This window comes from Streptomyces sp. NPDC039609 (assembly GCF_055596705.1).
Window position 1 is genome coordinate 369,222 of sequence record NZ_JBVIUJ010000007.1, and the last position, 19,937, is coordinate 389,158.

Annotated in this window: 22 protein-coding genes; 15 read left to right on the forward strand and 7 right to left on the reverse strand. The window is 70.1% G+C overall.

Features of this window, described 5'->3' with window-relative positions; translation table 11 throughout:
* Window positions 1–21: 21 nt before the first annotated feature.
* A complete protein-coding gene (locus tag ACZ561_RS22890) occupies window positions 22–489 on the forward strand; it encodes a MarR family winged helix-turn-helix transcriptional regulator (RefSeq protein ID WP_470997997.1) in 468 nt (155 codons plus the stop codon).
* Between the two features lie 110 nt (window positions 490–599).
* On the forward strand, window positions 600–1,484 hold the full coding sequence (locus ACZ561_RS22895) for a glycoside hydrolase family 19 protein (RefSeq protein WP_470998000.1): 885 nt from the start codon (window positions 600–602) through the stop codon (window positions 1,482–1,484).
* A gap of 83 nt (window positions 1,485–1,567) precedes the next feature.
* Here the strand turns inward: ACZ561_RS22895 and ACZ561_RS22900 are convergent, their stop codons facing one another.
* From ACZ561_RS22900 to ACZ561_RS22910, 3 genes are all read right to left on the reverse strand, one after another.
* The gene (locus ACZ561_RS22900; RefSeq protein WP_470998003.1) at window positions 1,568–1,876 is read right to left on the reverse strand and encodes a hypothetical protein; all 309 of its coding nucleotides are present in this window, start codon (window positions 1,874–1,876) and stop codon (window positions 1,568–1,570) included.
* A gap of 155 nt (window positions 1,877–2,031) precedes the next feature.
* Complete coding sequence (locus ACZ561_RS22905) at window positions 2,032–2,271, reverse strand: DUF397 domain-containing protein (RefSeq protein ID WP_470998006.1); 240 nt, start codon at window positions 2,269–2,271, stop codon at window positions 2,032–2,034.
* Window positions 2,268–3,104, reverse strand: coding sequence for a helix-turn-helix domain-containing protein (locus ACZ561_RS22910; RefSeq protein WP_470998009.1), 837 nt, complete (start codon window positions 3,102–3,104; stop codon window positions 2,268–2,270). The genes ACZ561_RS22905 and ACZ561_RS22910 overlap by 4 nt, the downstream gene beginning before the upstream one ends.
* Before the next feature lie 156 nt (window positions 3,105–3,260).
* On the opposite strand from ACZ561_RS22910, the gene ACZ561_RS22915 reads away from it, so the two are divergent.
* Entirely contained in the window at window positions 3,261–3,671 is a 411-nt protein-coding gene (locus tag ACZ561_RS22915; protein WP_470998012.1) for a hypothetical protein, read from the forward strand.
* Window positions 3,672–3,800: 129 nt separating this feature from the next.
* Here ACZ561_RS22915 and ACZ561_RS22920 read toward each other — a convergent pair whose 3' ends face one another.
* Window positions 3,801–5,000, reverse strand: coding sequence for a hypothetical protein (locus ACZ561_RS22920; protein ID WP_470998015.1), 1,200 nt, complete (start codon window positions 4,998–5,000; stop codon window positions 3,801–3,803).
* A gap of 340 nt (window positions 5,001–5,340) precedes the next feature.
* Between ACZ561_RS22920 and ACZ561_RS22925 the strand changes: the two genes are divergently transcribed.
* Entirely contained in the window at window positions 5,341–5,862 is a 522-nt protein-coding gene (locus ACZ561_RS22925; RefSeq protein ID WP_470998017.1) for a VOC family protein, read from the forward strand.
* On the opposite strand, the gene ACZ561_RS22930 is transcribed toward ACZ561_RS22925, so the two are convergent.
* On the reverse strand, window positions 5,795–6,298 hold the full coding sequence (locus ACZ561_RS22930; RefSeq protein ID WP_470998020.1) for a MarR family winged helix-turn-helix transcriptional regulator: 504 nt from the start codon (window positions 6,296–6,298) through the stop codon (window positions 5,795–5,797). The two genes, ACZ561_RS22925 and ACZ561_RS22930, sit on opposite strands and share 68 nt — an antisense overlap.
* The gene (locus ACZ561_RS22935) at window positions 6,295–6,921 is read right to left on the reverse strand and encodes a DJ-1/PfpI family protein (RefSeq protein ID WP_470998023.1); all 627 of its coding nucleotides are present in this window, start codon (window positions 6,919–6,921) and stop codon (window positions 6,295–6,297) included. The genes ACZ561_RS22930 and ACZ561_RS22935 overlap by 4 nt, the downstream gene beginning before the upstream one ends.
* A gap of 217 nt (window positions 6,922–7,138) precedes the next feature.
* Between ACZ561_RS22935 and ACZ561_RS22940 the strand changes: the two genes are divergently transcribed.
* From ACZ561_RS22940 to ACZ561_RS22950, 3 genes are all read left to right on the forward strand, one after another.
* On the forward strand, window positions 7,139–8,500 hold the full coding sequence (locus tag ACZ561_RS22940) for an aminotransferase class III-fold pyridoxal phosphate-dependent enzyme (protein WP_470998025.1): 1,362 nt from the start codon (window positions 7,139–7,141) through the stop codon (window positions 8,498–8,500).
* A gap of 113 nt (window positions 8,501–8,613) precedes the next feature.
* Entirely contained in the window at window positions 8,614–9,312 is a 699-nt protein-coding gene (locus ACZ561_RS22945) for a GntR family transcriptional regulator (RefSeq protein ID WP_470998028.1), read from the forward strand.
* A gap of 115 nt (window positions 9,313–9,427) precedes the next feature.
* Window positions 9,428–10,078, forward strand: coding sequence for a hypothetical protein (locus ACZ561_RS22950; protein ID WP_362363170.1), 651 nt, complete (start codon window positions 9,428–9,430; stop codon window positions 10,076–10,078).
* Window positions 10,079–10,151: 73 nt separating this feature from the next.
* On the opposite strand, the gene ACZ561_RS22955 is transcribed toward ACZ561_RS22950, so the two are convergent.
* The gene (locus ACZ561_RS22955; RefSeq protein WP_376434960.1) at window positions 10,152–10,880 is read right to left on the reverse strand and encodes an SLATT domain-containing protein; all 729 of its coding nucleotides are present in this window, start codon (window positions 10,878–10,880) and stop codon (window positions 10,152–10,154) included.
* Between the two features lie 302 nt (window positions 10,881–11,182).
* On the opposite strand from ACZ561_RS22955, the gene ACZ561_RS22960 reads away from it, so the two are divergent.
* The 8 genes from ACZ561_RS22960 (at window position 11,183) to ACZ561_RS22995 (ending at window position 19,935) form a co-directional block, all read left to right on the forward strand.
* Window positions 11,183–11,518, forward strand: coding sequence for a YbaB/EbfC family nucleoid-associated protein (locus ACZ561_RS22960; protein WP_470998577.1), 336 nt, complete (start codon window positions 11,183–11,185; stop codon window positions 11,516–11,518).
* An 80-nt stretch (window positions 11,519–11,598) separates the two neighbouring features.
* Window positions 11,599–12,198 carry a recombination mediator RecR gene (gene recR / locus ACZ561_RS22965; protein WP_356888252.1) on the forward strand — a complete coding sequence of 200 codons (600 nt, stop codon included), beginning with the start codon at window positions 11,599–11,601 and terminating at the stop codon, window positions 12,196–12,198.
* Between the two features lie 40 nt (window positions 12,199–12,238).
* Window positions 12,239–12,901: a DUF5063 domain-containing protein gene (locus ACZ561_RS22970; protein WP_376434812.1), complete on the forward strand. Its 663-nt coding sequence runs from the start codon at window positions 12,239–12,241 to the stop codon at window positions 12,899–12,901.
* 37 nt (window positions 12,902–12,938) lie between these two features.
* The gene (locus ACZ561_RS22975) at window positions 12,939–14,936 is read left to right on the forward strand and encodes a tetratricopeptide repeat protein (protein WP_470998032.1); all 1,998 of its coding nucleotides are present in this window, start codon (window positions 12,939–12,941) and stop codon (window positions 14,934–14,936) included.
* Window positions 14,937–14,976: 40 nt separating this feature from the next.
* Entirely contained in the window at window positions 14,977–15,405 is a 429-nt protein-coding gene (locus ACZ561_RS22980; protein WP_470998035.1) for a hypothetical protein, read from the forward strand.
* A complete protein-coding gene (locus ACZ561_RS22985) occupies window positions 15,402–17,342 on the forward strand; it encodes a tetratricopeptide repeat protein (protein ID WP_470998037.1) in 1,941 nt (646 codons plus the stop codon). Before ACZ561_RS22980 ends, ACZ561_RS22985 begins: the two co-directional genes overlap by 4 nt.
* A 222-nt stretch (window positions 17,343–17,564) precedes the next feature.
* The gene (locus tag ACZ561_RS22990; RefSeq protein WP_329118906.1) at window positions 17,565–18,836 is read left to right on the forward strand and encodes an aspartate kinase; all 1,272 of its coding nucleotides are present in this window, start codon (window positions 17,565–17,567) and stop codon (window positions 18,834–18,836) included.
* Between the two features lie 7 nt (window positions 18,837–18,843).
* Window positions 18,844–19,935, forward strand: a complete 1,092-nt coding sequence (locus ACZ561_RS22995; protein ID WP_470998041.1) for an aspartate-semialdehyde dehydrogenase — start codon at window positions 18,844–18,846, stop codon at window positions 19,933–19,935.
* Window positions 19,936–19,937 lie beyond the last annotated feature (2 nt).

Consider the following 19,937-nt stretch of genomic DNA (forward strand, 5'->3'; position numbering starts at 1 on the left):
CGCAAGGGGTAATCTGCGGGCATGACGACGGACAGCGGAGGCGATGCCTCCGAGATGGATGAGCGCCAGACCCCGGCCCGCCTCCGCGGTCTGCCCAGCCGCCTGCTGGCCCTGACCGCCGCCCGCGCGGACCGCCTGATCAGCGAGGGGCTCGCGGGGGAGGACGCCCGTAAGTGGCATTACGCGGTGCTCGCCTCGCTCGACGAGTACGGCCCGACCAGCCAGGCCGGCCTGAGCCGCCGCACCGGCATCTACCGCAGCGACCTCGTCGCCGTCATCAACGAACTCGCCGAACGCGGACACGTCGAGCGCACCCCCGACCCCGAGGACCGCCGACGCAACGTCATCACCCTGACCGCGCAGGGCGGTAGTCATCTGGAGCGCCTGGACGAGGTGTTCGCCGGAGTCCAGGACGAGCTGATGGAACCCCTGTCGAAGCTCGAACGCGAGCTGCTGACAAGCCTGTTGGAGCGCGTCCTCAACCGCTGAGCCCGGCCGTCGAGCGTTCGACCCGCCGATTGTCACAAGTGATGGTCTAGACCTTGACAGGTCCAGACCAAAGACGCTTCGCTGGCCTTCCCCCACGGAAAGGCGAGCGCATGAAGCGACGTCTGCTCATCCTCCTGTCCGCACTCTGTACGGCCGTCGGACTGGCCGTGTTCATCCCGGCATCCAGCGCGGGCGCGGCGCCCGCCTGCGTGGCCGCCTGGAACTCCGGCAGCGTGTACACCGGCGGCATGACCGCCTCGTACAACGGCCACAACTGGTACGCCAAGTGGTGGACCCAGAACGAACGCCCCGGCTCGTCCGACGTCTGGCGCGACGAGGGTTCCTGTGGCGGCGGCGGTACGACCCCGAACCCCTCCGGATTCGTCGTCTCCGAGGCCCAGTTCAACCAGATGTTCCCGAGCCGGAACTCCTTCTACACGTACAGCGGTCTCACGGCCGCCCTCAGCGCCTACCCCGGCTTCGCCAACACCGGAAACGACACGGTGAAGAAGCAGGAGGCCGCCGCCTTCCTCGCCAACGTCAGCCATGAGACCGGCGGTCTGGTCCACATCGTCGAGCAGAACACCGCCAACTACCCGCACTACTGCGACAGCAGCCAGCCCTACGGCTGCCCCGCCGGCCAGGCCGCCTACTACGGCCGCGGCCCCATCCAGCTCTCCTGGAACTTCAACTACAAGGCCGCGGGTGACGCCCTGGGCATCGACCTGCTCAACAACCCGTACCGCGTCGAGCGCGAGGCGCCCATCGCCTGGAAGACCGGCCTCTGGTACTGGAACACCCAGAACGGCCCCGGCACGATGACCGGCCACAACGCCATGGTCAACGGCGCGGGCTTCGGCCAGACGATCCGCTCGATCAACGGCTCGCTGGAGTGCGACGGCAAGAACCCGGCGCAGGTCCAGAGCCGCGTGAGCAAGTACCAGCAGTTCACGCAGATCCTCGGAGTGCCGACCGGCGCGAACCTGTACTGCTGAGTTCCGTACGCGCATGACAACGATTCCCGGGACGCCCGACAGGGCCCCGGGAATCGTTGTCATGTCAGGTCATGGTGTCGCCATCAGCAGGGGGCGCTGATGTTCCCGCAGTAGATCCAGCCGGACGCCGGGGACGTCACCCTGTACCAGCGGTTGCCCGCCGAGTTGATCCTGCTGGTCGTCCAGTACACGTCCTCGCCGTACGACGTCTGGTAGACCACGCGGCAACTCGCCGCGTCACAGGACCTGATGGGCCCGCCGATCGACATCGCCCACCCGGCGGACGCCTGGGCCGGTGCCGGTGCGGGGGTCGCCTGTGCGGGGACCACGGTGGTCGCGGTCAGCGCGGCGCCGGCGAGGACTCCCGCCGCTGCGAGCATACGGATGCGCATGAAGGCTCCTCTGTCGCGAGTGGGGCCCCGGTGGATGCCGAGGCCCTGACAGAGCGCAACTCTTGTCGCCCGCCGAGCGACCGCTCAAGGCCGTTCCCGTCCGGGACGCGTCCGGGACGGGTCCCGGACAGGTCCCGGACGGAGCCGGGACGACGTCAGCCCTGGCAGGCGGCCAGGAACGCGGACCACGAGGCCGGAGCGACGACGAAGGTGGGACCGTCGGGGACCTTGGAGTCGCGGAGGTGGACGGAGTGGGGGCAGGTGGCGACCTCGACGCAGTTGCCGCCGCCGCTGTCGCTGTAGGACGACTTGCGCCAGTCGAAGGCGACCTCGATGCAGCTTCCGCCGCCGTCGTCGCTGTAGCTGGACTTGAACCAGTGCAGGGTGTCGTTCATCTCTGTACTCCCGCCAACCGCTCGATGAGGCCCAGTGACTCGCGGGGGTCCAGGGCCTGTGCTCGGATCCTCGCATACCGCCGAGTGTGCGTACTTACCTTTCCCCGGTCGGTGATCAACAGGCTCTCGCTCTGGATCTCCAGGAAGGTCAGGTGGTCGTGCTCCGGGGTCTCGACGATCTCCAGAGGGCCACGCGCACCTGCGTACTCACCGCCGAGCCCGGCGTTCAGTGGCAGGATCTGGAGGTTCATGCTCCGCCGCCTGGCGCACTCTGCCAAGTACAGCAGCTGCTCCCGCATGATCTCCTCGCTGCCGATCGTCCGAAGCAGTACCGACTCGTCGAGGATCAACTCGATCTGGCACGGCACCTTCCGGCCGAACAGCGCCTTGCGCGCAATCCGCGCCTCGACCAGTTCCTCGACCCGCTCCTCCGTCTGTTCGGGATAACCACCCGCGATCAGCGCCCGTGCGTACGCCTCCGTCTGGAAGAGCCCGTGCACGACATGGCTGGCGTACAGACACAGGCTCACCGCCTTCTGCTCGATCGGCGCATAGCCCCGGAACTGCTCCGGCAACTTCTCCAGCCGCACCAGCTCCCGCATCTCCTCGAAGATCCCCGTCCCGTCCCCCAGTACCTCCTCCAGCTTCACCAGCATCTCGTCGCTCACCGGTTGCGAAAGACACTCCATGGCGCTGATCGCCGCGCCGGTGTATCCCATTCGCGCCCCCAACTGCTCCTGCGTCCAGCCTTTCTTCAGCCGCAATCTCTTCGCCACCGCGGCCGCCATCCGCGCCGCAGGACCCGCCGTTTCCTTGTTCTCCGCACGCGCCATTACTGTCCCCATCCGGACTCAACCGATCTCAACCGGCCTCAACTGCTCCCCGCCGAATTCGACTGCCTGTAAGGCGCGTTGGCGCAGGTCAAGGGGTTGCCGACGCGCCCTCCTCAGTCGTGGAAAACGCTAGCCCCGACGCGGGAACATGTCCTCGTGAATGCAGAGAATCGACAGGTAAACCTGGATTGGATTCCAGTTGCCGGATTCCAACTCCGCAAGGCCGGCGTGCAATTCGACGCCGTCCGTGTCGACGGCGGAGACGGCCGTCGGCTCGCCGACTGGATGGAAGAACTCACGGGCGGCGACCCCGGCCCGGTCGTCACCGAGGCCAACGGCCGGCGGGGCGTCTACTTCCTCGTTCCGGCCGGTACGACCGCACGACGGTCCTGGCCGCGCGGTGTGACCCGACTCAATGCCGGGCCCGCCCATGCGAGTTACGTACCCGTGCCGGCGTTGACGGGGCGGACCTGGCCGCTGGCCTGGCGATTTCCGCCGACCGGGCCGGGGAGGTTCGTACATCCTCTGCTGCTGCGCAGTGCGGTCACCGAAATGCTGGCGAACTAGGGCGTTTCAGAAGCGGATCTCGCTGCGGGTTCGTGCCGACGGAGGCACCTCCTCGCTGCGTTCCGCTGTAGCGCGCGCATCTGCAGGCTCCGCCCCAGGCCACGCTCCGGCGTCGTTCCCGAAAGTGCGCTACGGCGTATATCCGGAGGTGACGAAGTAGGCCCCGTACGTGAAAGAAATAAACGCCAGTACGGCGAGCGTCATGACTAGTGTGATCGGCTTGGCCTTGGCCAGAGAGGTGGCCGCGGGCAGCAGTAGTGTGAATCCGGGCAGCAGAAAGCGGGGCTTGATCTGAATGAAGCCGCTCACGCCCACAGCTACGGCTACCAGGATCAAGGTGAAGACGATTACGGCTGTCGGCGGACGCGAGCTCAGGAGGGCCCACAGGAGTACGAGGCCTGCGATCACGATGAGCACGGAGGTTTGCTCCACCGCGCTCACGTGGCCGGCGGCCACCCTGTTTGTGGCCGCGATCACTGACTGGCCGAAGTCGACGTGCGTCTTCCAGTCGCGCTGTACATCGAAGTAGCCCAGCGGTCGCCCGGTACACACTGCGGCCCACACGAAGTAGCTGAGCAATCCCAGTGGCGCGATGAGGATCGCGGAGAGCGTTCGACGCCCGCGCGGAGAAGCGAGCACCGCCGTAATGACGACAGCAGCCACTACTGCGACGCCCAACGGGCGGGTCAGGCCCGCAGCCACGGCAAGGAGGGACGCCGTGATCAGACGCTGCGTCACCAGGGCATACAGCGCCCAGGCGCACAGCGCGGTGAACATTGCCTCCGGGTATGCCATGGACTGGATGAATGCCTGCGGCAGCAGACCCCACAGGATGACGAGCAGGAGCCCGACGCGCTTGCCGTGCAGGACTGTTCCGAGAGCATGGATCCCCCATGCGGCGACACAGGAGGACACGAATGTGATCAGCAGTGCGGTACCGACGATCGTCATCGGCAGCAGTTCGCTGACCGCGCGCACGACACCCGGATACAACGGAAAGAACGCGAGGTCCTGCCATCTGCCGGCCGGGCCACCGCCGTATCCGGGGATCAGTTCTGCCTGCCCGTACCCATTCTGCGCAATGCCCAGGTACCACTGCGCATCCCACACATAACCCAGCATTGTGGCAAGCGACTTGTTACTCTCGCTGGATTGCATCGCAATCCAGGCGACACCTAGGACCTTGCATGCCAGGTAGCAGATGATGGCTAGTCTGGCGCGTCGATACGACAAGATGACGCGTCGAACCAGAATGCTCCGCCGCGTTTCCTGCAGAACTGCCTGTCCGGTTTTTGCACTAGCCTCGACGGTCAATTCGTGCCCAATCATCGGCGCCGCACCAGTAACTCTCGGGAGTGTACTAAGAGCACGCCCGAGAATGCGCGCAATGGAAAGCTACTCGCCGAGGATCAAAGATTGGTCACCGATTGGGCGAAAGTCGGCAGTCCATTACAGGCGAGTTCCTCGTCGTCGACGAGGACACGGACGAGGCCCGCCCCGCGCGCAGCACGGCGAACCGACGCCCGCTTCCCAGGCTGCTGGAGCGGGCGCTGCGCGCGGATCCCAGGGACTGACTCCAGTCGCTCGGCATCGTCCCGGGTCAGGAACCCAAGGTTCGGCTGGGGGTACTAGGACAGGATCCGGCCTCGTTGCGTCCTACCTTCGGGGCATGAGCGAGAACAAGCAGGATCAGCGTCAGGTCCAGCCGATTCCCGAGGGGTACACCACGGTCACCCCTTGGGTCATCGGCCATGACACCGCCGGGCTCATCGACTACCTGGAGCGCGCCTTCGGGGCCGAGGACCTGGGCCGCGTCGTCATGGACGACGGGAAGATCGGGCACGCCGAGCTCAGGATCGGGAACGGCCGGCTGATGGCCTTCGACAGCCCGCCGGGCTGGGAGGCGACGCCCGCGTTCATCCGGCTGTACGTGGAGGACGCGGAGGCCACGCACCGGCAGGCCGTCGCGGCGGGCGGTACGTCCGTCACGGAGGTGACCCACCTCTTCTTCGGCGACAAGGTCGGCCGGGTCCGCGATCCGTTCGGGAATCTCTGGTGGATCCAGACCCACATCGAGGACGTCGACGAGGAGGAGATGGGCCGCCGGATGACGGACCCCGTCTTCACTCGGGCGATGGAGTACGTGCAGGGGGCCATGTTCCGACCGGGGGAGCAGGATCCGCCTCGGTGACCGCTTCCAGCGCCCTGGAGAGCCGCTCCAGGACCCGTACGGTCTCGTCGAACTCCGCCTGGCCGCCGAGGGCGCCGGCGAGTCGGGCCGCGAGGTCGGCGTGGCCGGGGTCGAGCCGCTCGACGGCCGCCAGCCCTTCCGGGGTCGGCGACAGGAGCTTCGCGCGGCGGTGGGCCGGATTGGGCTCGTACACGGCGAGGCCCCGCTCCACCAGGAGGTCCGCGATCCGCTGGACGCTCTGGCGGGTGATGCCCATGGTGCGGGCGATGCCCGCGACGGGCTGCGGGGTGCGGAGTACGGCTCCGAGGACCTGCCACCAGGCGGCGGTGAGGCCGACGGGACGGGCCAGTTCCTCCGAGGCGGCGAGGAACTGGCCGTTGAGCCGGAAGACGCTCAGCGCGGTGCGGGCGAGGGCGTCCTGCTGCTCCCGGCTCACGAGGCCTCTTCGTCCGCGTTGAGCTCTTCGTAGGCCGCCGGGTCGGAGTCGTGGAAGAGGCGGTACCAGGCGTCCAGCCTGGTGCCGTCGAAGGCGCCCATGTTCCCGAGCACCTCGCGGGCGAAGGCGACCGGCTCGGTCGGTCCGGCGGTGATCAGGTCGCCGACGCCGTCGACGCCCTTGTCCGTGACCGCGTCGGCGTCGATGTAGTGCTCGCCGCCCTTGTAGCCGGTCGCGGCCAGGTAGAACGAGATCGCGCTGGTGTGCGCGCGGTCGTCGAGGAGGCCCTCGCGGGCCAGTCCGGCGGTGGCGCCGCAGATGGCGGCGACGGGGACGCCGGCGTCGAGGAAGCGGCGGGCCGCCGCCGCGAAGGGGGCGAGGTCGTCGCTCGTGTCCCAGAGGTCGGCGCCGGGGAGGAGCAGGAGCGCGCTGTCCTCCGGGCGGAGATCCTCGAGGGAGAGGTCGGGGACGATCCGCGTGCCGCCGATGGTGGTGACGGGCTTGTCGGCGACGGGGCCGACGGTGCTGACGGTGAAGCCGGAGCGGGCGAGCCAGGCGGTGGCGTGGCCGGTCTCCCAGTCGGCGAGGGTGTCGTACACGGCGAGGTGGACGGTGCGGGGCATTTCTGGGCCTCCAGCGTTCGTGTCGATGCCGTTCCTTGTATGACAGAAGGCTGTCATATCGACAGGATGCTGTCAATGATGGGTCGGGCCGGGCACGCAGAGAGCGGGCGGGCGCAGTCCGCGCGGAAGGGGGCGCGGCAACGTGTCGTGTCGCCCGCGGTCTCGGTGGACAAGATGGTCATGGCCGCTCCGACCTGCGCGTCCTTACCCTTGGCATATGACCCCTCATGTCGAACCCGACCCCCAGGCCGGCGCGGCCGTGAAGGCCGCCGACCGTGCGCATGTGTTCCACTCCTGGTCCGCCCAGGGCCTGATCGACCCGCTCGCCGTCGCCGGTGCCGAGGGTTCGTACTTCTGGGACTACGACGGCAACCGCTACCTCGACTTCACCAGCGGCCTCGTCTACACCAACATCGGCTACCAGCACCCGCGCGTGGTCGCCGCCATCCAGGAGCAGGCCGCGAAGCTCACCACCTTCGCGCCCGCCTTCGCCATCGACGTACGCTCCGAGGCCGCACGCCTCATCGCCGAGCGCACCCCCGGCGACCTGGACAAGATCTTCTTCACCAACGGCGGCGCCGAGGCCGTCGAGAACGCCGTACGGATGGCCCGTCTGCACACGGGCCGCCACAAGGTGCTCTCCGCCTTCCGGTCGTACCACGGCGCCACCTCCACCGCGATCAACCTCACCGGCGACCCGCGCCGCTGGGCCTCCGACACCGGCTCCGCCGGCGTCGTGCGCTTCTGGGCGCCGTTCCTCTACCGCTCGCCGTTCTACGCCGAGAACGAGCAGCAGGAGTGCGAGCGCGCTCTCGCCCACCTGGAGGACACCATCGCCTTCGAGGGTCCGGCGACCATCGCCGCGATCATCCTGGAGACGGTCCCCGGCACCGCCGGCATCATGACCCCGCCGCCCGGCTACCTCGCCGGCGTCCGCGAGATCTGCGACAAGTACGGCATCGTCTTCGTCCTCGACGAGGTCATGGCCGGCTTCGGCCGCACCGGCAAGTGGTTCGCCGCCGAGCACTTCGGCGTCGTGCCCGACCTGATGACCTTCGCCAAGGGCGTGAACTCCGGCTACGTGCCCCTCGGCGGCGTCGCCATCAGCGCCGAGATCGCCGCGACCTTCGACAAGCGGCCCTACCCGGGCGGACTGACCTACTCCGGTCACCCGCTCGCCTGCGCCGCCGCCGTGGCCACCATCCAGGTCATGGAGGACGAGAAGGTCGTCGAGCACTCCGCCCACATCGGCGAGACCGTCCTCGGCCCCGGCCTGCGCGAGCTCGCCGAGCGCCACCCGTCGGTCGGCGAGGTGCGCGGCATGGGTACGTTCTGGGCGCTCGACCTGGTCAAGAACAAGGAGACCCGCGAGCCGCTCGTCCCGTACAACGCGACGGGCGCGGCCAACGCCCCCATGGCGGCCTTCGGCGCGGAGGCCAAGAAGCACGGCCTGTGGCCCTTCATCAACATGAACCGCACCCACGCCGTCCCCGCCTGCAACGTCTCCGAGGCCGAGGCCAAGGAGGGCCTCGCCGCCCTCGACGCGGCCCTGAGCGTGGCCGACGAGCACACCGCGTAGCGCGCGCCGCCGGGTGCGCGGCCGGTGGCGCAAACGTCGCGTAACCGGCGTCACGGAGGCTTCCCTCCGTCTGGTCTAGGGTGTGCGAAGCCGGACGGAGGGGGCCGACCAAGATGCCCGCGAGCGGAGCTGTCACCCGCAACACCCTGCGGCGGCAGATCGCGGACGCGCTCCGTGACGAGGTGCTCGCTGGGCGTTTGCAGCCCGGCGAGGAATTCACCGTCAAGCAGATCGCCGAGCAGTACGGGGTGTCGGCGACGCCCGTACGCGAAGCCCTCGTCGACCTCTCCGCGCAGGGGCTCCTCGACTCCGACCAGCACCGCGGCTTCCGGGTGCACCAGTTCACGGTGGACGACTACCGCGGGATGGTCGAGGCCCGGATGCTCGTCGTGGACGGCATCTTCCGCCGCCACACACCCACCCCCGTGCCGCCCGCCGAGCCCGACGTCTCCCGCGGGGTCGCGCTCGTCTCGGTACGGCGCCGGGGCGAGGCGGCGGCGCGGGCGGCCCGCGCGGGCGACCTGGACATCCTCATCGGGTACGACATCCGCTACTGGCGCGAACTGGCCCGGCTGGTCTCCAACAACGACTACATCGCCGACTTCCTGCACCGGCTGCGGGTCCAGGCGTGGGTGTTCTCCGTGCCGTATCTACGGTCCGACCGCGATGTCCTCGGCTGGCTGTGGAGCGGGCACGTCGACCTCGTCGACGCGCTCACGCTCGGGGACGCCGAGGCGGCCGTCGCGGTCGTCCAGGCGTACAACAGCCAGTCCCTGGCGTGGGCGGACCGCCTGGAGCGACTCTCGGAGTGACGGCGGTGCGAGGGTGTCGACGGGAGTGCCGAAGGGCAGGTCACCAGCGGGTGTGCGGCACGGACCGCGCCGACTACCCTGGCCGTCCCTGCAACTGACGGAGAGAGAGCCTCCCTTGGCCTGTGACCTGTGGCTGGTCCCTCTTGTCGACGTGCTGTGTCACAGCCCCGACAATCCCTTCGCCGAAGAGATCGCCGCCTACGACAAGGCTCTGACCGCGTCCGGTCTGCCCACCGTTCCCGTCTTCGCCTACATGCCGGGACTCTCGGGCGACGTGGCGCCCGTCGCCGGATTCGACTACGAGGCCCTGCACTTCCTCCGCCGCGCCTATCTGCTGCTGATGTGCGGTCTCGCCGTCGAACCGGTCGACGAGCTCGGCGGTGACTACGAGCAGCTCCTCGAGATGTTCGAGGCGACCGCACAACAGTCCCATCTGGTCTGGCACTACGACCACGCCGGCGCGTACGTCCCCGTGGACTTCCCGGCCCCGCTCTCCAACGACGAGCTCCTGGAGGGCGGCGGCCCGCTGGGGTCCTCGCACGGCCTGCTGCGGGAGCTGGAGTTCGTCGCCCCGGCGATCGGGATCGACCCGGCCAACCCGCCGGCCGCCCCGCTCCCGCCGGAGCGCCCGACCGCGCTCGAGGAGCCGGCGGGAGCCATCGCGTACGACGACAGTCCGTTCGCGCGCGAGCGCCATGTGTGGCTCGGGTTGCACGCGGCGGCGACGCGGAGCCTCGGACAGGGCTCGATGATCATCCTGAGCTGAGCCCGGCAGACATCCGACCGATGAGAAGGGCGCCCCTCATGGCGAGGGGCGCCCTTCTCGCGTGTGCTGCCGGTCAGCGCGGCTCCGGCGGCCGCTGGCGCGGCATGTTCGGGCGGGTGCCCGGGGGGAGGGGAAAGCGGGACGAGGGGTGGGAGCCCTCAGGGCGGGCCGCGCCGGCACCCACCGACTGGAGGGCCAGCGGCGCGGGGCCCGAACGGAACTCGATCATCCAGTCCGCCGTCTCCGCCCGTACGAGCTCCGTCACGTCCTCCGAGAACCGCCGCAGCACCCCGAGGCAGCGCTCCGCCGCCTCGCTGGCGGTCCCCTCCGTGGGCCCCAGGACCTCCCGCACGCTCTCCGACGCCCAGTCGAACTGCAGAGCCTGCAGCCTGCGCTGCACCGCCTGGGCCGTCGCCACGTCCCTTATCCAGCCTGAGGTCAGACCGAAGTACCGGTCGCAGACCAGGCAGGCCGCGCCGAGCAGCAGCGACAGATACCCCCAGCCCGCCGCCCCGTCCGCCATGTCGGTGACGTCGAGCAGCGGCAGCGCCGCGCCCGCGATGACACCCAGCGCCGTGCCGACCCGCAGGATCCGGGCGCAGCGGCGCTTCCAGACCCGGTCCGACAGATACCACTCCGCCGTGCGCAGAGCATTCGACTCGACCCAGCGGTAGAGCTCGTCCAGACGCTCCGCAGGCTCGCCCCAGTCGCCGAGCGGGAACGGCGTCCCGGTCAGATCGCGGCTCGCGGCGGGCCCCCCGGGCTGTCCCGGCTGCCCCGGCGGCTGCTGCGGCGGCTGCATCTCCGGCTGCTGGCTCACCGGGGCACTCCTCTGTTCAGCTCGGCGCTCGTGTCCTTCTGTGACGTGCGGTGCACGTGGTGCCTGCCCTTCCTACCGCCGAATGGTGGGCTGTGGGCCCGGAACCCCGGGATTTCCGCCCACAAGGGGGTGTTGATCAGGTAGAGGAGCCCGCAGTTTCTCACTCGAAAGAGTTGTGGCGGCAGGCCGGGCATGGACCACGTAGGCTCGGCCGTACCGAACGTCAGTCGTCACATCAGTCGTCCGGATGTCATCCGTATACCGTCGAAATGCCAGGAGTGACCGTGATTCCCGGTGGTGGCCAGCCCAATATGCAGCAGCTCCTCCAGCAGGCCCAGAAGATGCAGCAGGATCTCGCGCGTGCCCAGGAGGAGCTCGCCGCGACCGAGGTCGAGGGCCAGGCGGGCGGTGGCCTGGTGACGGCGACGGTCACCGGCTCCGGCGAGCTGCGCGGCCTGGTGATCGACCCCAAGGCCGTGGACCCCGAGGACACCGAGACGCTGGCCGACCTCATCGTGGCCGCAGTCCAGGCCGCCAACGACAACGCACAGCAGCTTCAGCAGGCCAAGCTGGGCCCGCTGACCCAGGGCCTGGGCGGAATGCCGGGCCTCGGCTTCTGAGCCGCTTCCGCGCCCGGGCTTCTAAGGTGCCCCGGCAGCCACTACCGTAAGAATCAAGCACTTCTCAGAAGGGCGTTCCGTTGTACGAAGGCGTGGTTCAGGACCTCATCGACGAGCTGGGCAGGCTGCCCGGCGTCGGTCCCAAGAGCGCGCAGCGGATCGCCTTCCACATCCTCCAGGCCGAGCCGACCGACGTACGCCGTCTCGCGCACGCGCTCCTGGAGGTCAAGGAGAAGGTCAGGTTCTGCGCGGTCTGCGGCAATGTGGCGCAGCAGGAGCAGTGCAACATCTGCCGCGACCCTCGCCGGGACCTGTCGGTCATCTGTGTCGTCGAGGAGCCGAAGGACGTCGTGGCGATCGAGCGGACGCGCGAGTTCCGCGGGCGCTATCACGTGCTCGGCGGCGCGATCAGCCCGATCGAGGGCGTCGGCCCGGACGACCTGCGCATCCGTGAGCTGCTCGCGCGGCTCGCGGACGGGACGGTCACCGAGCTGATCCTCGCGACCGACCCCAACCTGGAGGGCGAGGCCACCGCGACGTACCTGGCGCGGATGATCAAGCCCATGGGCCTCAAGGTCACGCGTCTGGCGAGCGGGCTGCCGGTCGGCGGCGATCTGGAGTACGCCGACGAGGTCACGCTGGGGCGTGCCTTCGAGGGGCGGCGACTGCTAGATGTATGACGACAGGGTTCGCGCGCCCGCGCCGAAGGAGGCACTCGCGATGTCTGACGCCACACTGCACGCGATCACGCAGGATCCGGACGACTTCGCGGTCCAGATCGCCGACTCGATCGAGTCCTTCATCGTGGCCACCACGGAAGTGGCGAAGGGCGACGAGCCCGACAGCGCGGTGCCCTTCCTGCTCCTGGAGATCTCCCAGCTGCTGCTCGCCGGCGGCCGGCTGGGCGCGCACGAGGACATCGTCCCGGACGAGCGGTACGAGACCGACACGGGCCCGGAGCCGGACGTGGACGACCTGCGCGAGCGGTTCGCCGTCATGCTGGACCCGGTGGACGTCTTCTCGGAGGTCTTCGACCCGTACGAGCCGCGCAAGGCGCCGGTTCCGGCCCGGATCTCCGACAACCTCGCCGATATCGTCACCGATCTGCGGCACGGTCTGGCCCACTACCGGGCCGGGCGCGTGAGCGAGGCGCTGTGGTGGTGGCAGTTCTCCTACTTCTCCAACTGGGGCCCGACGGCCTCGGCGACCCTGCGGGCGCTGCAGTCGCTCGTCGCGCACGTACGTCTCGACCAGCCGCTGGCGGCCCTGGACGGCCTCGACACGGACGAGGACCTGGCCGAGGACGACCTCGCGGAGGAGGCGGGCCGGGTCATGGCGGAGGAGATCGCGGGACCGCTGGGGCTGGGCACGCTGAAGAAGTAGCGCCTGCCACCTGCCGTGCCCCTGCCATCATGGACGGATGACTGGGGGAGCGGGGGGCGGGACCGAGGCGTCCGGTGAGCGGTCGGTCGCGGCCGGCGGGGGCATCGGGCACGTCAACACGGGTGATTTCGTCACCCAGGTCGAGCGCGCGACGCTGCTGCCGCCGGAGGCACTGACCGTCTCCCCGGCGGGACTGGTCCATCTCCCGGAGCGCACGCGGTTGTTCGTGGGCCGCGAGCGCGAACTCGCCTTGCTGGACGAGGGCAAGGGAATCCATGTCATCTGCGGGTTGGGTGGCATAGGTAAATCGACGTTGGCGGCACGTTGGGCGGCGGGCCGGGTGGCCGACCACACGGTGGTCTGGTGGATCACGGCCGGGACCCCGGCCGGACTCGACGCGGGCCTCGCCGAACTGGCGCGGGCGATGCAGCCTTCGGTGGTGGGCGTACTGCCCGAAGACGCGCTGCGCGAGCGGGCGTTGCAGTGGCTGGCGACCCACGAGGGGTGGCTGCTCGTCCTCGACAACGTCTCCGACCCGGCCGACCTCCGCCCGCTGCTCGCCCGGGCGGGCGGTGGCCGGATCCTGGTCACCTCGCGACGGGCGACGGGCTGGCAGGACATCGCGCGGACGGTGGCGCTGGATGTCCTGGGGCCGGGGGAGGCGGCCGAGCTTTTCACGGGGGTGTGCGAGGTCGACGACGGACTCGACGCGCTCTGTGAGGAGTTGGGGTACCTCCCGCTCGCGCTGAAGCAGGCGGCCGCGTACTGCGCGGAGGCCGGCATCACCCCGCGTACGTACCTGGAGCTGCTCGCCGCGTATCCGGCCGAGATGTTCGCGGCGACGGCGGAGGGCGGCGAGGCGGCGCGCACGATGGCCCGGGTCTGGCAGGTGACCCTGGACCGGCTGGAGGGCACCCCGCAAGCCGTCATCGTGCTCCGGATCATCGCCTGGTGGGCGCCGGAGGGGATCCCGCGTTGGCTCCTTGAGCCGCTGGGGACGCCTCTGGAGGTCACGGAGGCGGTACGGCGGCTGGCCGCGCACAGCATGATCACGCTGCGGGACGGGGAGCTGGCCGTCCACCGGCTGGTGCAGGCGGTGGTCCGGGCGGAGCCGGAGGAGGCGGCGCTGACAGCTACGGCACGCAAGGTCGCCATGCATCTGCTCTTCAAGGGTGCGGCGCACGTGGTGGCCGGCCCGGGCCGACAGGTGGCCGTCCACGCGGAGGCGTTGGCCGGGCACACCGATCAGTCGGAGGACGACGAGACGGCGGCCGGGCTGTTCCGGTTGGCCGGGGCGCTCTTCGGCATGGACACGGCCGTGAGCCGGGCCCTGCCGCTCTGCGAGCGGGCGGTGAACTCCCTGCGTCGGATCCATGGCCCGGACCATCCGGACACGCTGGACGCGGCGCAGAACCTCGCCCTCGCCGCGGGCATGGACGGCCAGAGACGGGCGATCGACCTCCTGACGGGCAACCTCGCGGACCGGCTGCGGGTCCTCGGGCCCGACGATCCGGCCACCTTGGAAGCCCGCAGTCACCTGGCCCGAGTCCTGCAGGACCGCGAACCGAAGCGAGCGGAGGAACTGCTCACCGAGAACGTCGCGCAGTGCCTTCGTCTCCTGGGGTCCGCGCATCCCCGGACGATCGAGGCACGGCATGAACTGCTCGGAGCCCGCTTCGGACCGGACATCGAAGTGGCGGCGATCGAGGAACTCGCCGCGGAAGCCGAGCGCGCGTCGCCGGAGGATCCCGTCCTGTGCGCTGCGCTCAAGCGCGCCCTGACCCTGGCGCTCTCGGCCGCCGGGGAGACGGAGCGCGCGCTCGTCCTCGCGGAGGAGGTGGTCGAGCAGTCCCGGCACCGCTACGGTGATGCCTCCTCGCGTACGTTCCTGTCGCGCATTCTCGTCATCCAGGTGCTCAACGAGGGCGGCCAGGAGGACCGTGGTCGTGTCCTGGGGGCCGAACTGCTGGCGGACTGCCTGCGGGTGCTCGGGGAGTGCACGGTGTCGAAGCTCGTGCGGCAGGTGATGTCCTGAGGCCCGCACGGCAGCGCATCCGCGCTGCCATCATGGGGGCATGGCAACGCAGTCGCAGTCCCAGAGGCGGTCAAGTACTTTGCTGTGGGCCGGTGTCGGCGTCGGGGTCGTCGGGGTCGGCGCGCTGATCGCGGTCGCCGTCGGCGACCTCGGGAAGGCCGACCAGATCGCGAGTGTCGTCGGGGCCGTCCTGGCCGCGGTCGGTCTCGGGCTCTCCCTCTGGGGACAGTTCGGGCGACGGGAGCCGGTGGCGTCGGGCGTGACCGCTTCGGGCGCGGGCGCCGTCGCGGCGGGGGGCAGCATCGGGTCCGTGTCGACGGGCAGCGGTACGAGCCCCGCACCGGCCCCTGCGCCGACCCCCGCTCCCGCTCCTGGAACCGCCCCCGCCCCCGGGTCCGTCACCGCGTCCGGGGACCGGTCCGTCGCCGCAGGTGGAGACATCGGGAGCGTGTCGACGGGCGACGCGTGAGCGGCGCCGAAGCCTCCGGAGACCGGTCGGTCGCCGCCGGCGGGAACATCGGGCGGGTCACGACCGGGGACCACGTCACCCAGGTGGAGCGGGCGGTCCTGCTGCCGCCCGAGGCGCTGGTCTCGGCCGCGTACCCGGACAGACTGGTGAACGTGCCCCGGCGCCATGCCCACTTCGTCGGCAGGCAGCGCGAGATCGCGCTCCTCGACGAGCGGTTCGACGTCCTGGTCGTCTGCGGGCTCGGCGGTGTCGGCAAGTCCACGCTCGCCGCACGCTGGGTGTCCGGGAGGACCGAGGACCACGACCTCGTCTGGTGGATCACCGCGGAGAACCGGTCCGAGCTGGATGCCGGGCTCGCCGGCCTCGCCGCCGCCATGCAACCCGCCCTCATCGACGTACTGACCCAGGAGGCGCTGCGCGAGCGGGCGTTGCAGTGGCTGTCCTCCCGCGACACCTGGCTGCTCGTCCTCGACAACGTCTCCGAACCCGCCGACGTCGAGCCCCTGCTGGCCCGCGTCGGCCGTGGGAAGGTCCTGATCACCACCCGGCAGGCCGGTGGCTGGTACGGGATCGCAAGGGTCCTCACGCTGGACGTGCCGGACCGGAGCGAGTCCGTCGAGATGTTCACCCGGATCCTCACGCACGCAGGGCCGCGCGACACGTCCGGGGCGTACTCCCTGTGCGCGACGCTGGGGCAGCTGCCGCTCGCCGTGGCACAGGCGGCCGCGTACTGCGCGGAGACCCGTACGTCCGCTGTCGAGTACCTGGAGCAACTCGCGCAGTACCCGGGGGAGTTGTACGAGATTCCCGTCGAGGGTGGCGTCGACGGCGGGCAGGCCGTCGCCTGGACCTGGCGGCTGACCCTCGACCGCCTCGCGGCGGCCGACCCGCTCACCGGGACGATCCTGCGGGCCCTCGCCTGGTGGGGGCCGGACCGGATCCCCCGCGTCCTCCTCGACCGGATCGCCACACCCTTCGCCGTCCGGCGGGCGCTCGGCCGGCTCGCCTCACACAGCATGATCACGCTGCACGAGGACGGTGCCGTGTCCGTGCACCGGCTCGTGCAGGCCGTGGCGCGCACACCGCACGGGAGCGATCCGCACCGGCGGGCGGAGGACATCGAAGCGGCCCGGCGCGTCGCCGAGGCGACGCTGGGCCTCGCGGCGCCGGTGGAGAGCGGGAGCGCGGCGGAGTGGGGGACCTGGCGCGAGCTGCTCCCGCACATCGAGACGTACGCCCAGCATGTCCCGGTAGGGGAGGACACCGAGGGCACGGCGGAGCTGCTGGGCCGCGCGGGCTGGTTCCTGCTGTACCAGGGGGACTCCCTGGCTGCCGTGGAGCTGTTCGACCGGATCGTCGAATGCCGGGAGCGGCTGCACGGCACGGATCACTGGCTGACGGCCTGTGGCCGGGAGGGCATCGCCGAGGCCTGGGCTAGGGAAGGGGCGCTGTTCGACTCCGCCGAACTGCAGGAGCGGGCCGTCGCCGATCTCGAGCTGGCCCTCGGCGAGGAGCGCCCCGAGACACACCGGGCCCGCAGCCGCCTCGCGGTCACCCTGCGCCGTCTGGGCGAGACGCGGCGAGCGATCGCGCTTCTGGAGGGCGCGGTCGCCGGGCTCGAGCGGCTGCTGGGGCCCGGCCACCGTGACACCTTGTGGGCGATGAACGACCTGGCCGTCGCCTGCCAGGCGGACGGGCGCCCGGAGCGGGCGATCGCCCTGAACGAGCGCACCCTGGAGGAGCGACGGGCGCAGTTCGGGCCCGGGCATCCGGACACGCTGACCTCGCGGCTCAATCTGGTGTGGCTGTACGAGGTGGTCGGGCAGGGCGAGCGGGCGGCGGCGGAGTTCGGGCGGATCGTGGACGACAGCGTCCGGTTCCTGGGGGACGACCACCCCTTCACCGCCCACCTCCGGCACGTCCGGCCACCAGGCTGACCGCCCCGCCGGGCGACCTCCACATGTGAGGCCGCCCACAACCCCGCGTACCCACGGCCCTCCCGGGCAGACGGTGTTCCATGGGCGGCCCGGGCGTTCGGCCGAGATCACTTCCTGAGCGGGACATCTCAGGATCTGATATACGGTCGGCGATTCCGGGCCGCTCGTTAAACTGAGCCGACCGCAGTGATGACTGCGGCAGAGACTGAGCGAGGAGCGCACGTGGGCCTTGTCGTGCAGAAGTACGGAGGCTCCTCCGTTGCCGATGCCGAAGGCATCAAGCGCGTCGCCAAGCGGATCGTGGATGCCAAGAAGAACGGCCACCAGGTGGTCGTCGTGGTTTCCGCGATGGGCGACACGACGGACGAGTTGATCGATCTCGCCGAGCAGGTATCCCCGATCCCTGCCGGGCGTGAGTTCGACATGCTGCTGACCGCCGGAGAGCGGATCTCCATGGCCCTGCTGGCCATGGCGATCAAAAACCTGGGCCACGAGGCCCAGTCGTTCACGGGCAGCCAGGCCGGTGTCATCACCGACTCGGTCCACAACAAAGCGCGCATCATCGATGTCACGCCCGGCCGGATCCGTACCGCCCTCGACGAGGGCAACATCGCGATCGTGGCCGGCTTCCAGGGCGTGTCCCAGGACAAGAAGGACATCACCACGCTGGGGCGTGGCGGGTCCGACACGACGGCCGTCGCGCTGGCCGCCGCGCTCGACGCCGAGGTCTGCGAGATCTACACCGACGTCGACGGTGTGTTCACGGCCGACCCGCGCGTGGTGAAGAAGGCGAAGAAGATCGACTGGATCTCCTTCGAGGACATGCTGGAGCTCGCCGCCTCCGGCTCCAAGGTGCTGCTGCACCGGTGCGTCGAGTACGCACGCCGATACAACATCCCGATCCACGTCCGCTCGTCCTTCTCGGGGCTGCAGGGCACCTGGGTCAGCAACGAGCCGCAAGGGGACCGCAAGGTGGAGCAGGCCATCATCTCGGGCGTCGCCCACGACACCTCCGAGGCGAAGATCACCGTCGTCGGTGTGCCGGACAAGCCGGGCGAGGCCGCGGCCATCTTCCGGGCCGTCGCGGACGCCGAGATCAACATCGACATGATCGTGCAGAACGTGTCCGCCGCCTCCACCGGTCTGACGGACATCTCCTTCACGCTTCCCAAGGCCGAGGGCCGCAAGGCCATGGACGCCCTGGACAAGGCGAAGGGCGCGATCGGCTTCGACTCGCTGCGCTACGACGACCAGATCGGCAAGATCTCCCTGGTCGGCGCGGGTATGAAGACGAATCCGGGCGTCACCGCGTCGTTCTTCCAGGCGCTGTCCGACGCCGGTGTGAACATCGAGCTGATCTCGACCTCCGAGATCCGGATCTCGGTTGTCACCCGTGCGGACGATGTGAACGAGGCCGTGACGGCCGTCCACACCGCGTTCGGGCTCGACAGCGACTCGGACGAGGCCGTCGTCTACGGCGGCACCGGCCGGTGACGAACCGATGACCGCCAAGCCGACGCTCGCGGTCGTGGGAGCGACCGGGGCCGTCGGTGCGGTGATGCTCCAGCTCCTGTCGCAGCACGCAGACGTCTGGGGCGAGATCCGACTCGTCGCCTCCCCGCGTTCGGCCGGCCGCAAGCTGGCCGTGCGCGGGGAGGAGGTCGAGGTACTCGCGTTGAGCGAGGACGTCCTGGAGGGCGTCGACCTCGCGCTCTTCCTCGTGCCCGAGGACATCGCGGCGCGGTGGGCGCCGATCGCCGCAGCCAAGGGCGCGGTGGTCGTGGACACCTCCGTCGCGTTCCGGGCGGACCCGGACGTGCCGCTGGTGGTCCCGGAGATCAACCCCCACGCCGTACGGGTACGGCCCCGGGGCATCGTGGCGAGCCCGGGCTGCTCCACGCTGGCGCTGATCGTCGCCGTGGGCGCCCTGCACGCCGAGTTCGGGATCGGTGAGCTGGTGGTGACCGCCCAGCAGGCCGCGAGTGGGGGCGGGCAGGCTGGCGTGGCCGCCCTGCGCGAGCAGCTGTCGCTGGTGGCCGGGACCGATCTGGGCAACCATCCCGGCGACGTACGGCGGGCTGTCGGTGACGACACCGGGCCCTTCCCCGGTCCGGTCGCGCTCAATGTGCTGCCGTGGTCCGGGTCCCTGGGGGAGGACGGCTGGTCCTCCGAGGAGCTGCGGATCCGCGAGGAGACGCGCAAGATCCTCGACCTGCCCGGGCTTCCGGTGGCGGCCACGTGCGTGCGCGTCCCGGTCGTGACCGCGCACTCCGTCTCCGTCCACGCGCGGTTCGAGCAGCCGGTGAGCGTCGCGCGGGCGCACGAGATCCTGGCGACGTCGCCGGGTGTGGTCCTCTACGACGATCCGGCCTCGGGCGATTTCCCCACGCCCGCCGACGTCGTGGGCACGGATCCGGTCTGGGTGGGGCGGGTGCGCCGATCGATGGACGACGAGCGCGCGCTCGAGTTCTTCGTCTGCGGCGACAACCTCCGCAAGGGCGCGGCGCTGAACGCCGTACAGATCGCGGAGTCGATCATTCGCCCGGAGCGTCCCAATGGTCCAGACCATCTGGATGATCGCGAGCGCCCCTGAGC